Origin of the sequence: Methylophilus medardicus (genome assembly GCF_006363955.1) — a bacterium.
GTDB lineage: Bacteria > Pseudomonadota > Gammaproteobacteria > Burkholderiales > Methylophilaceae > Methylophilus > Methylophilus medardensis.
On sequence record NZ_CP040948.1, the window covers coordinates 1,514,548 to 1,527,172 of the forward strand.

At 47.2% G+C, this 12,625-nt stretch carries 11 protein-coding genes and 4 tRNA genes; 2 read left to right on the forward strand and 13 right to left on the reverse strand.

Annotated features, from left to right (window positions below; all coding sequences use genetic code 11):
• Positions 1 to 300: 300 nt before the first annotated feature.
• From FIT99_RS12465 to FIT99_RS07380, 11 genes are all read right to left on the reverse strand, one after another.
• Positions 301 to 1,011 (reverse strand): PEP-CTERM sorting domain-containing protein, encoded by a 711-nt coding sequence (locus FIT99_RS12465; protein WP_223261143.1) that lies wholly within the window; start codon positions 1,009 to 1,011, stop codon positions 301 to 303.
• 35 nt (positions 1,012 to 1,046) lie between these two features.
• On the reverse strand, positions 1,047 to 1,862 hold the full coding sequence (locus FIT99_RS07335) for a PEP-CTERM sorting domain-containing protein (protein ID WP_140003687.1): 816 nt from the start codon (positions 1,860 to 1,862) through the stop codon (positions 1,047 to 1,049).
• A gap of 21 nt (positions 1,863 to 1,883) precedes the next feature.
• Positions 1,884 to 2,660: an Lcl domain-containing protein gene (locus FIT99_RS07340; RefSeq protein ID WP_140003688.1), complete on the reverse strand. Its 777-nt coding sequence runs from the start codon at positions 2,658 to 2,660 to the stop codon at positions 1,884 to 1,886.
• 425 nt (positions 2,661 to 3,085) lie between these two features.
• Positions 3,086 to 3,172: transfer RNA gene (locus tag FIT99_RS07345), tRNA-Leu, on the reverse strand.
• A 77-nt stretch (positions 3,173 to 3,249) separates the two neighbouring features.
• A tRNA-Gly gene (locus FIT99_RS07350) sits at positions 3,250 to 3,325 on the reverse strand.
• 5 nt (positions 3,326 to 3,330) lie between these two features.
• Positions 3,331 to 3,404, reverse strand: a tRNA-Cys gene (locus FIT99_RS07355).
• A 61-nt stretch (positions 3,405 to 3,465) separates the two neighbouring features.
• Positions 3,466 to 3,541: transfer RNA gene (locus FIT99_RS07360), tRNA-Gly, on the reverse strand.
• A 109-nt stretch (positions 3,542 to 3,650) separates the two neighbouring features.
• Entirely contained in the window at positions 3,651 to 4,232 is a 582-nt protein-coding gene (pgsA, locus tag FIT99_RS07365; protein ID WP_140003689.1) for a CDP-diacylglycerol--glycerol-3-phosphate 3-phosphatidyltransferase, read from the reverse strand.
• Positions 4,233 to 4,277: 45 nt separating this feature from the next.
• Complete coding sequence (gene uvrC / locus FIT99_RS07370; protein WP_140003690.1) at positions 4,278 to 6,077, reverse strand: excinuclease ABC subunit UvrC; 1,800 nt, start codon at positions 6,075 to 6,077, stop codon at positions 4,278 to 4,280.
• Between the two features lie 38 nt (positions 6,078 to 6,115).
• Entirely contained in the window at positions 6,116 to 6,295 is a 180-nt protein-coding gene (locus tag FIT99_RS07375) for a tautomerase family protein (RefSeq protein WP_140003691.1), read from the reverse strand.
• A gap of 40 nt (positions 6,296 to 6,335) precedes the next feature.
• Positions 6,336 to 7,037, reverse strand: coding sequence for a cation diffusion facilitator family transporter (locus FIT99_RS07380; RefSeq protein ID WP_140003692.1), 702 nt, complete (start codon positions 7,035 to 7,037; stop codon positions 6,336 to 6,338).
• 109 nt (positions 7,038 to 7,146) lie between these two features.
• Here FIT99_RS07380 and FIT99_RS07385 point away from each other — a divergent pair, with 109 nt between their 5' ends.
• Positions 7,147 to 7,983 carry a 23S rRNA (adenine(2030)-N(6))-methyltransferase RlmJ gene (locus FIT99_RS07385; protein ID WP_140003693.1) on the forward strand — a complete coding sequence of 279 codons (837 nt, stop codon included), beginning with the start codon at positions 7,147 to 7,149 and terminating at the stop codon, positions 7,981 to 7,983.
• A gap of 4 nt (positions 7,984 to 7,987) precedes the next feature.
• On the opposite strand, the gene FIT99_RS07390 is transcribed toward FIT99_RS07385, so the two are convergent.
• Positions 7,988 to 9,106, reverse strand: coding sequence for a DUF2914 domain-containing protein (locus FIT99_RS07390; RefSeq protein WP_140003694.1), 1,119 nt, complete (start codon positions 9,104 to 9,106; stop codon positions 7,988 to 7,990).
• Positions 9,107 to 9,327: 221 nt separating this feature from the next.
• On the opposite strand from FIT99_RS07390, the gene FIT99_RS07395 reads away from it, so the two are divergent.
• Positions 9,328 to 11,562, forward strand: coding sequence for an ATP-binding protein (locus FIT99_RS07395; RefSeq protein ID WP_140003695.1), 2,235 nt, complete (start codon positions 9,328 to 9,330; stop codon positions 11,560 to 11,562).
• 24 nt (positions 11,563 to 11,586) lie between these two features.
• Here FIT99_RS07395 and FIT99_RS07400 read toward each other — a convergent pair whose 3' ends face one another.
• Complete coding sequence (locus FIT99_RS07400; RefSeq protein WP_140003696.1) at positions 11,587 to 12,558, reverse strand: crotonase/enoyl-CoA hydratase family protein; 972 nt, start codon at positions 12,556 to 12,558, stop codon at positions 11,587 to 11,589.
• Positions 12,559 to 12,625 lie beyond the last annotated feature (67 nt).

Here is a 12,625-nt window from a genome sequence, read left to right on the forward strand (position 1 = left end):
AGCAATTCAAGTGCTTGAAGATATTATGTCGGACGAGGAAGCGCCAACTAGTGCACGTGTAGATGCTGCAAAAGCAATTATCGATCGTGCGGGCTGATCAGCTATTGCTAGTACCCGAGAGAGCTTCGCACCGCCAACAGCCCGGAAAGTCTCAGACCTGAGCACGGGCGAAATTGTCGCCCTCATTGAAAATGCAAAAGCATTGATGGCTGAACAAAAAGCGCAATTAATCGAGCATACTCAAAATTTAAAGGCAAAGAAAACTCAACTAAACACATAAAAAACTTTGTTGATTTTGGACTACGCTTTACGCCTTACGGCCACACCTAAGAGCCCCAATCCTGCCAATAGCATTAATGAGTGACTTGGTTCAGGCACTGAAATTGGTAGGGTATAGTTGCTTACAAGTAACCAAGAACCTGTTTCTTGTGACCCATATTGAGCATACCGGGCAAACCAATACCGGTCATAAGTGCCAAATAATTCACTGAAATATACTTGGTCAGTACCTGAGTGTAAATCCAAAATTCCAACCATCTTTTCGCTGGGATTGGAAAAGTAAAAAAAGCGATCAAAGCCGCTATTGTAACTATTGCCTAGAACCCCATCGTCGAACGCATTTTTTGTATCAGCTCTAAATGTGTCTATTGGAGAATCGGGATTATTCTTAAATTCTACAGAAGATACAGCGTTTGCAAATTCATAAGCCTCATCAATCGTTGCTAAATGAAAGTCAGACCACTTTCCTCTTGGAGATATTGCATCTAAGGTTTGCTCATATGTATAGTTTTTAAGTAAACCTAACTGTAAATACCGCTTACCATTTGCTGAGTTTTCAATAAAACTACTGCTTCCATCCCAGCTTAAGTTTCCTATTGCGCCACCAGGGCTAGGGGTGGCTGGGGTTGGATTCGAGGGAAATGTGATAACAGGCATACCACCGCCACCGACTCCCGCAATCGAGCCGCCTGAAAAGGTAAATAGTGCCAGTGGTATTATAAATTTGAACATTTAATGCCTCTCCCAAATTTAATTTATTCTAATATTTATGCGCGTTGTGATTGTTTATTCCAGCCCATAGATATACCCAATAAAACTAACCCAGCTAATAACATTGCTAGGCTCTTAGGCTCTGGTACAGCTGATATTTGTCCTGGAGTCACGACCCACGCGTGGTTAGCATAATTTTTAAAGGTAGATATCTGAAATCCATAGCTGGTTAAAAATGCATGTGCCTTATAGATCGAAAAAGGTTCCTCTGGATCTATTTCCTCAGTTCCTGACCAATACACGCCAGTAACTTCATTATCAAACATTAGAGTATTGGGGATATTGCTATAAAGCTCAGCATTTAACTCATGGTAAAACAATTCTACAAACTCATCACCCGATACTTGGTCATTTGAACCTAAGCCAGACGCGGAGCTGTTCGTAGCTAATGTTGGCAATTGCCAGTGATGACTACCACCATACCTAATACTGTTGAGGTAGTTTGCAAAAGCCATAGCACCCCACCATGAACTAGATCCATCTACTTCTGAAAAATCCTGTTCAGTAACGATATAGACGCTACGGGCAATATCATCATCAAAATTAGAGTAACTGCCATATCCATTCGGTATATTCTTTATAGTAGGACTAGCAGCAATAATTTCACCAACTACAGTTTGAAATCCTCGGTTAGCAATCATGCTACCTAGTAAATTACCATCTTTAGTCCAAGTGACATTACTAACTGAGCTGTAGACTAAATCAACACCGTTTAAATTGTATGAACTCAGTTCCGCTTTAGCACTGAAGCTCGCTAGAAAAAGTGATGCTGCAACATAAATTCTGCTTCTTGTTTTTAATTTTAAAAGCATAAACACCCTTTTTTGAATTACCTAAACTTTACGCTGCCGGGTAGCGTAAGCAATTAAGCCAAGACCAGCCAACAGCATTGTTGAATTTGCAGGCTCAGGCACCGTTACGACTTGCCCTAAGCTGAAAGCCCATGCGTAGAAACGGCCGCGCTTATTGATGATGTCCTGGCCACCAAAGTTGTTATTGAAGAGCCACGCGTTGGTAGGATATGGCTCGTACTCCGTGCCAGACCAGTAGATGCCTCGCTCGTTAATAAACTTATTGTCGGGGTCTTTAAAGCCAAATCCTTGACCTGACCCTGCTTTACTGTCTAGCTCTTCATAATATAGTTCCACCAACTCATCGCCTCTGGTTGAGCCGTTGGTGACGGTGTTATAGCCAATAGTGGTGTTGGCCACTGTAGGTAAAGTCCACTTATTGCTGCCAGCATAGTTGATGCTGTTCAGATAATTCACATAAGCCATCGCACCATACCAACTGGTAATTCCATTACTACTGAAATCACTAGCGGTGAGGGTATATATGCCTGTGGAGTTGAAAATGTGAGGCGTGTTGGATATTCTTGGGCTATTGGCGATAATCGCACCAACAACTTTGTTAAAGCCTTGGTCGGCAAACAACGTACGTAATAGGTTGCCGTCTTTTGTCCAAGTGACATCGCTCACTGAGCTATAAACCAAATCAACGCCGTCGGAGCTGTATGAAGTTAATGCAGCATTCGCGCCTAAGCTATTAATTGCAAGAATTCCAGTAACTAAAGTCTTATCAAAAAGTTGTATTTGTGAGAAATTAAACATAAATGCCACACTAGTTTTTAGATAAATTTAATAAGGATTAAATATTATCTTTATGACAACCAGCCGCATTTTAATAGACCATCGGGACTAGTTCCTAAGCTGTGAATTCACATTCGTTGAATGTAAGGCTGTCATAATCCAGTCTCAAGGCTATACTGCCCTCCCGCTCTCCATGCTTTTGCTTTTCTCACTTAATCAAAAGCTGGGGCTTATCCATTAAGCCCTGCTTATTTGCCCAGATCACGAGATCTATTAGCCACGTTATCGGCGATTGCTTCAGGCCCCTTCACCTCGTATCGACTCAGTATCATTGCCCCATTCCCTTTGCGACTGTGATCCACTAAGTTAGTATATTCGTGCAAATTAATTTTTATAATAGACGTAAAAAAAGCACTTAGTTATTAGCTAAGTGCTTAATTTTAATATGGTGCCCGGAGCCGGAATCGAACCGGCACAGCCGTTAAGCCGAGGGATTTTAAGTCCCTTGTGTCTACCAGTTTCACCATCCGGGCGGTAGATCTGCAAGTCACGTATTTTAACATTCTGCCGCCATTTTGACAGTGTTTTAAATACAGACGTGAGAGAAATTTGGAGCGGGAAACGAGTCTCGAACTCGCGACCTCAACCTTGGCAAGGTTGCGCTCTACCAACTGAGCTATTCCCGCATATCTGGAGGCGCGAGCCGGAGTCGAACCGGCCTAAACGGCTTTGCAGGCCGCGGCATAACCGCTTTGCTATCGCGCCAGAACCAACAACATAAAAACCACTTATGTTAAAAAGGGAAAGCTGCGCTTTCCCCCGAATTTGGAGCGGGAAACGAGTCTCGAACTCGCGACCTCAACCTTGGCAAGGTTGCGCTCTACCAACTGAGCTATTCCCGCGTATTTCCTTACTTCGTGTATCGTAAGGAAGCTGGCATTTTAATGATTTTGAGACGGGTGTCAAGGACGATTTCTGAAAAAAACGTATTCTTTTTACAGAATGCGTTTTTTAGATGGTTTCGCGGATAGCGGGCCATGCTGAACGTAGGTAATAGCCCATGGAAACCAGCGTAAGGACGGCAGCAATCACGATCAACCACTCGCCCAGCCATTGAATATTTAATCCAAACAAGGGGTCGAACCATAGCAGTAAAGTGATGGCGATCATTTGTGCTGCGGTTTTAATTTTGCCGACTAGGGCGACAGCGACATTGCCACTTTTACCGATGCTGGCCATCCATTCGCGCAAGGCACTAATGGCTATTTCACGACCAATGATGATGAGTGCAACCGCCGCGCCTACCCGATTTAACTCCACCAGCAAGATGAGCGCTGCGGCAACCATGAGTTTGTCTGCTACCGGATCGAGAAAGGCACCAAATTTAGACATTTGTTGGTATCGGCGCGCCCAGTAACCATCTAGCCAATCGGTAAAGGCGGCCAATATAAACACGCCTGCGGCGGTTAAATTGACCCAATGTGCTGGCAGGCCATCGGCGGTGATGGCGTTGGCAGGCAGGTAAAAAATGCCCACAAATACCGGGATCATCCCGATGCGCAACAGGGTCAGTATGTTTGGAATCGTCCACATATTATTGTTCGTCTTTTTGCTAAAGAAAGCAGTGGGCTTGAGGCCTTAATGCAAGCGTTCGTGTATCGTTTGTGCGAGTGCTAGGCTGATGCCCTCTACTTGCGCGATCTCGTCTATGCTAGCACTTTTTATGCCGTCCAGGCCACCAAAACGCATGAGCAAGGCTTTACGCCGCTTAGCGCCCACGCCTTCTATGTCTTCAAGGCTTGAGGTAATGCGCGCCTTGGCGCGCTTTGCACGGTGACCCGTAATGGCAAATCGGTGCGCTTCATCGCGAATTTGCTGTAGTAAGTGCAGCCCCAGATTGTCAGTGGGTAAATTCAGCATTTCTCCCGTATCAGAGAAAATCATGGTTTCGAGGCCAGGTTTGCGCTCCTCCCCTTTGGCAATGCCCACGAGCAAAATATCGTCGAGGCCCACTTCTTGCATCACCTCAATAGCCACGCCTAGCTGACCTTTACCACCATCGATAAAAATCAGGTCAGGCCGCTTGCCCTCGCCTGCGGCCACTTTTTTGTAGCGGCGAGTAAGCACATCGCGCATGGCTGCATAATCATCGCCCGGTGTGATGCCGGTGATGTTATAGCGCCGATATTCGCTATTTTGCATATCACCACGGTCAAACACCACACAGCTACCGACGGTCGCCTCGCCCATGGTGTGGCTGATATCAAAACACTCAATGCGCTCGGTGCTCTCTGCCAAGTTAAGGGCTTCTCGCAAGGCGAGTAACCGCGCCTGTTGGTTGGCCGTGGTGGCCTGTCGTTGCTGCAGTGCAAGCTCGGCGTTGGTTTCTGCCATTTTGAGCCACACTTTTTTGTCGCCGATGGCATTCGTTAATACGCGAATCTTGCGACCGGATTGTTCACTGAGCATGTCTTCAAACTCGGTTTTATCGATCTCGGCGCCACACACCAGCAAGGGCGGTGTATTTTGAGATAGATAATACTGCGTGATAAACGCTTCTACAGTCTCGACCAGATCAGCATCTTGGCTATTTTTTGGGAAAAAGCTTTTGTCGCCCAAATGACGGCCGCCACGAATCATGACTAAGTTAATACAGTGCTGCCCTTGCACCTCGGCACAAGCAATCACATCTGCATCACTCACACTAAAATCGCTCACAAACTGCTTGGCCTGCACCTGCCGTAAAGCCTGAATACGGTCGCGCAAAATAGCCGCATGTTCATACTCCATGCTTTCAGCCGCATCATTCATGGCATTGCCTAGGGCATCAATCACTTCATTGGTCTTGCCGAGTAAAAACATGGCAGCATGCCGCACATCAGCAGCATAATCTTGTTGAGAGATCAGATTCACACAAGGGGCGGTACAGCGTGCAATCTGGTATTGCAAACAAGGCCGCGAACGGTTGGCAAACACAGTATTTTCGCAGGTGCGCAGTTTAAATACCTTTTGCAGCAGCTGAATGCTTTCGCGCACAGCGGGTGAACTAGGAAAAGGCCCAAAATATTGATGCCCTTTTCGTTGCGTGCCTCGATGAAACGCCAAGCGCGGAAAAGCATCCCCCGTGAGGGCAATGTAGGGGTATGACTTGTCGTCGCGAAACAACACGTTGTAGCGCGGCATCAAGCCTTTAATCAGATTGTTTTCGAGCAACAGTGCTTCCGCTTCGGAGCGCGTCACCGTGGTTTCGATATTAGCAATCTGCGACACCATCATTTTGGTGCGCGGACTGGCCAAGTTCTTATTAAAATAACTGGAGACCCTTTTTTTGAGGTCTTTGGCTTTGCCGACATAAATCACCGTGTTTTCCGCATTGAGCATGCGATAAACCCCGGGTAAATTTGGCAAGTTTTTGAGGATGGGCTTTGCTTCAAACATGCGCGTATTCTACACGCATGTGTGCGGATTTGAGGGAGCTAGCCGAGCAACTCACCACCAATGGCCCAGTCTTCATGATCGATTTCTTCAAAAACGATATAAGTATAATTGGCCGGCTTGTGTGCATGTTTTTGCAGGGTTTCTGTGATCTCTTTGGCAATTTGCTTTTTTTGCTCTTTGCTCACCGTTCCAGCGAGTTTGATATTCACGTAAGGCATATTGATGCTCCTTTAAAAAATAATCCATCCAAGCAGATGCTTAATGAGAATGCGGATGCTCACCCCGATGAATATCACGGATCAAATTAAGCGTGACTACCAGCAAAAGTAGTGAAATTAGTATAGATAAGATCGGATCGATAGTCATCCAGCCGGTGAAATAGATGACCACACCCGCCAGCACTGCCGTGACAGAGCCAAGTAAATCGCCCATGACATGTAAAAATGCAGCGCGATGGTTCAAACTCGCATCCCCACCATGGTGATGGTGTTGATGATGCATGTGCTTGGCAACAAACAGGTTAATCAACAAACCGGCGAGCGCGATCACACTGACATAGCCGCCCGCCACCGGCAGCGGGTGATGCAGTCTGTTTATGGCCTCGACCACAATCCAAATGGTCACCAACAGCATGGTGAATGCGTTAATCATAGAGACCATGCGCTCCGTTTGCGCTGAGGCAGGGTGGCCGGTACGCGCGCGATGGGCCGCCCACATGGCTAATCCGAGCGCCAACACGTCAAACAACATATGCCAAGCATCACTCAGCAGCGCCAGTGATTGCGTCCATATGCCACCGACAAACTCAATGACCGTAAAGAGTGCAATTGCCAAAAAAGGAATCCAAAACGGATTATCTGGCGTAGGCGCTGCGTGCCCCGCGTCGTCGTGGGTGTGGTCGCAATGGGTACCATGGTGGTCTGCGTGGGAATGCGCTGCATCTTTATGACTAGGTTTCATGCAAGTATGCTAATGCAAGTTGCCCGCTTTTAACAATAGCGACACAGCAATTGACGCCCGCAATCCCAATATTTGTCGCTTATAATAATGGCTTATCGAGAGTATAAGCATGTTAAGTTACCGTCACGCCTTTCACGCCGGCAATCACGCCGATGTTTTAAAACATTGGATATATAGCCTAGTGCTAGATTATTTTAAGCAAAAAGACAAACCCTATTGGGTGGTTGATACGCATGCTGGTGCCGGACTTTATCGACTGGATAGCACGATTGCCAATAAAACCGCCGAGTATGTGCATGGGATACAGCGTTTACAGCACAGCCAACCACCTGCAGTCTTTGCCAGTTATTTAACGGCAGTCACCAGCGCTGGCAACGGCCTGCAACAGGTATACCCCGGTTCTCCGTGCATCGCAAATCAGTTTTTAAACGCCAGCGACAAATTACGCTTGTTTGAGCTACATCCGGCTGATGCAGTGTTACTGGAGCAACAATTTGCAACGCAGAAAAGACAGGTCACAATTCAGCAGAAAGATGGTTTTGAAGGCATTAAGGCTTGCCTGCCTCCGCCAACCAAACGCGGCATTGTGCTCATCGACCCTCCCTATGAAGTCAAAGAAGATTATCAACGTGTGGTTGACTGTATCAAAGACAGCTTAAAAAGATTTGCAACAGGCACCTATTTAATCTGGTATCCGCGCTTGCAGCGGCCTGAACCACAATACATGATAGACAGGCTACGCCAGTTGGGGACTGACTATTTGCATGTCAGCTTGGATGTACAGCAACCAGCGGCGGACGGCTTTGGCATGCATGGTAGCGGCATGTGGATCATTAATCCACCGTGGACATTGCGTGCGTCAATTGAGCCTCACTTGGGCTGGCTGGCGAATACGCTGGCACAGGATGCAAGTGCACATGCCGGCTGTGAGGGCCAGCAGCGCTAAAAAATTAATACCTGATGCGCGTACGCGGCTTGTGATTTGGGGGGGCGCCAAGCGAAACGGTAAAAGGATGCACGGTGATGGTTTGCCGCGTCGCAGTTTGGATACGCACGCGCCACTCCCCCGCCGTCAGATTGGTTTTGTAGGTATACCCGCGATAGCCGCTGTCACGCCCGCCCGCTAACGAAAAGCCCGGGGTTGAGACACTCACCCACTCGCCGCGCACCCGCTGCTGCCAATCGTGCAATAGCTGCGTATGCAGGCCTTGAGGTGCAAACACCGCCGAAAAACACACTAAGCGCTGACCGGGTTGCAGATAGAAATGGTCACTATTCACCCGCCAAAACTGCCACCAAGGCGATTTATCGACGGTCATCCAATACCCTTCCGGAGACTTTTCGAGATCATAGGCCACCACCACGGCCTGCTTGACCAGCGGCACAGGCGGAATCATATCGGCACGATAAGCCACCATAAGTAAACCAGCAATCACCCATACTGGCCAAATACGTCCAGCATGCTGAGGGGCTTTCTGATACAACAGGTAAGTGACCGTGGCGCCCAACAATGTGCTCAAATAGAACCAAGCTGCATGCACACTACCGAGCAAAAATGGAAACGCAAAATTACTCCATAAAATGGTACATAACCCAAACATACTCCAGCACAAACTCAAGCGGCGATATTCCCCCTCCATAAACTCGTTCGCCACTAACAAAATGCCTAAAATCAGTGTCACCACCCACGCTAGGCCATAACTCGAACTTTTAAAATAAAGAATAAACAAGGCACTGAGCAAACTACCGAACAGAAACTGCAATATCCAATAGGGCCAATCTTGCACCGGCCAGTTGGAAACTCTTTTTTGTAACCACGCCCAGCGCAGCAAGCGTTCCCCCATCCGACGCATGGCAGAAGAAGGCGCTGCCAGTTGATGCATCAAGAAAGCGGCTACCAGCAGATACAGCGCAAAAATAGCCATGTCAGATAAGTTCACCTTTTTGCCTATGGTCATGGCATCCCAGATAAATCCGCCTACAAAAAAAGAAATCGGCAACAGCATGCGACTGCGCGCCAGCCAACGTGCGCGTTTTGAAGGATTTTCAGGGTTTGTGGCAGAGTCCATAGCGGTAAATCATTGAAATAATCAGAATCGTCACATTTTTATCACAGATGCAGCCTGACCGACGATTATTTTAAGAGGGGAATGGCAAACTTTCTTTGATTATCAAATGGAGCCTGCTAAAATTTAAGTTATCTTAAGAAAAGTCCGATAACTATCAATATAGGTAAGATTTCCTTTGCGCAAATGTTCCACACAGGCTTAACCCTCACTCACTGATCAGCATGCGAGCATTCGTCAGACAATTAAAACAGAAAGTGACCGACATCAAGTCCATCAGTTATGAAACTGAGCAGGCTTTAATTCGCGTTGTTTTCGTTAGTTTTATTGCGCTTTACTTGCTAGTGAATCACAGCAGCTATGAGCCCGTCCTACTCTGCCTGATTTATTTGTGTTTTGCTTTTTTGATGCTGCACAATATTTTGCAGCAGCCGCAAAAAAATGAAAAACGCCAGTGGACAGCGATGATCATGGACATTACAGCCACCTCGCTTGAGCAGATGATTTCAGGCGCCATGGCGGGTGTATTTATCGGTATTTATTTGTGGCTGATCATTGGCTATGGTTTACGTTATGGCACAAAGTTTTTTAAAGGCTGCTATATCTTCAGCCTAATCGGTTTTAGTATCACCTTATACCTGAATCCTTACTGGAATCAGCATCAACACTTGGCCTATGGCTTTTTGCTGACCTTGTTATTAATTCCGCCCCATGCATTGCGCCTACTCGTCAGGTTAGAAAAAGCCACCGAAGAGGCGGGGCAAGCCAACGAGGCCAAAACCAACTTTCTGTCCAACATCAGTCATGAAATGCGTACGCCTCTCAACGGTATTATCGGCGCGAGCGAGCTGATGGCTCAAACCAAACTTGACAGCAAGCAAACCGAACTCTTGAAAATGGTCGGCAATTCTGCCTCTAGCCTGAAAAAACTCATTAACGATGTGCTAGATATCAGCAAAATTGAAAAAGGCAAAGTCGAGCTTGAAGAGATTACGTTTTTCATGCCTGACCTCATTCAGCGCTTACAGCTGATGTTTCAAATTGAAGTTGAACGAAAACAGTTATGGCTGAGATTTCACCTAGATCCATTGGTGGAGCGCCACTACATTGGCAGCATGCATCACCTTGAGCAAATCCTAACCAATCTGGTCGCCAATGCGATTAAATTTACCCAACATGGCGGCGTAGATGTCGTGGTCAGCTTAATTCAAAGCAATGCAGATAAAAATACGCTCAATTTTAGTATTCGAGATACCGGGATTGGCATTCAGCATGCGGTGTTGCCACTGATATTTGACAGTTTTACACAAGCAGACAGCAGCATCACCAGACGCTATGGTGGCACCGGCCTCGGCACCTCGATTGCAAAACAATTAGTGGAGGTGATGGGTGGCAAAATCAGCGTGACCAGTCAAGAAAACGTTGGAACCACCTTTGTAGTCACCCTGCCCCTGACGCCCACCGCGGCGTTGCTACAACCTACGCCGAGTGACATTAATTTAGACAACCAGTCTAACGTGGTGCCTTTGAGCAGTCACACCCGATTCCGCAAGAAAATTCGCGTGCTGATTGCCGACGATAACATGGTCAACCGCTTGATTCTAAACGAAACACTACAAAAAATGCACTGCGTGGTGAAAGCGGTCGATCATGGCGATGCTGCGCTAGATGCGCTGGAACATCATCAGTTTGATCTGATGATTCTAGACTACAACATGCCAGAAATGAATGGGCTGGAAGTCTTTAATATCTACCATGCTTTGCCCGGGAGTAAACCGCTCAGAACGGTGATCTTGACTGCAGATGCGACCAAAACGACCCAAGAGCGTTGTTTACGCGCTGGCGTCTATCAAGTGTTAACAAAACCGGTACTGTCACGGCAAATTCAACACTTGATTCAAGCGATTGCAGGCACGCTGGATACCGAGCATTTAGCCCAAGCAAGCCTCAGGCAGTCGAAGGCAGCGCTCACGACGCAAGACAACATTGACCTCTCTGCCTTTGAAAGCACCAGCGCAGAGGAGGCATTTTCTGTGCCTGGCACAGCGGCGCCTTTGCCAACAAAAAACATCCGAAACATCGTACCCATTGCTGAGCCTTTGATTGACCAAGATCGCATGGCGCACTTATTAAAGCTGGGTGGTAGCGAGGCCTTCCTGCATAAACTGATCACCGAGTTCATCGAGTCGACGGATGACCTCATGCGCAGACTGGCACCTACCTGTCTGGATTTGAACTTTGCGCAAACACACAAACTGGCGCATGAGTTGGCTGGGGAATCAGCCAATATGGGCTTGATTCCTCTGAGCAAACTCAGTCGCCGTTTATTGGGTTTGAGCATGGAGGATGCCCAGACTATTTCTGGCCTGTATCAAGATGTGGCTGATTGCTACGAAGAGACGCGTGCGCAGTTGCAACAACAGCGTAGCAAACTCTCATCCAAGCATTTACATAAATAGTCAGGCACGCTCCGTCACTCCGCACTACTGGTTCACCGCAAAACTCTGCTGGGCCGCTTGCAATTCTGATGACTCATCCATCTTAGCCTCATCCACCGTGGCCGTATCGGGAAACAAGCGCGACTGCGCGCGATAAAAACGATCCATCACCTTAAGATCGCGTTCAGATAAACGCAAAGCATTTTCGACCCACACCTGTACGATGTCCTTAAGTTCGTCGTAGGTAAGCGGATTTATTCTGGACTTGGCTTTTTGCGCAGATAAAAAGCCCTCCGCACGTTTGTTATTTTTGTGTATGAAGTCGTGTACCGCTTGCTCACCTTCGCCTTCTTCCACCACCATATCAATCAAGCCCATTTCCAAGCATTGCGTTGCGGTATAACGCTCGCAACCTAAGATCATCTTGTCAGCGATCGCTAGGCCCGCTTTGCGTGCGATAAAGCTATAGGCCCCCATGCCCGGAATCATGTTGAAAAATAATTCAGGAAAACAAAATACGGCCTGTTTCTCAGCAATTAATACATCACTGGTCATGGCGGCTTCAATACCAGCGCCCAGCACTTCTCCTTGCAACAACGAAATTTTAGTCACGTGCTCAAGTTCGAAGCGAAAAGCTCGCTGCGCCACAACATCAATACTCAACTTTGCATAAGCTTCAAGTTGCGCCCTATCTTGCTGACGAATGGCAGCTGCCATTTTTTGTAAATCGCCGCCCATGTTGAAATAGCCGGGAGTGGCTGAAGCAAACACCGAATAGCGAATCGGGACGATGTTGTCTTGCTCAACATGCACATAGCCCCCACTGCGCTGAATATCCGCATGGTGTTGATATAAGTGTTTAAGTAAATCATGGTTGATGCAGGGAATGCGATTCGGCTGATGGATGTAACTCCATAGGGCCTGCTGCGTTGCATCAAAACGGCAAAAAACCTGACCGTAATCATGCGCCAATAAACGTTGTTGATAGTTAACCAAGCCTTGTTCAAACGGTTTCATGCGCTTCTCCTTGGGCATTAAAAAATCTGTTGATGTTCATCAGAGGGATGACGATTTTATGCATCGC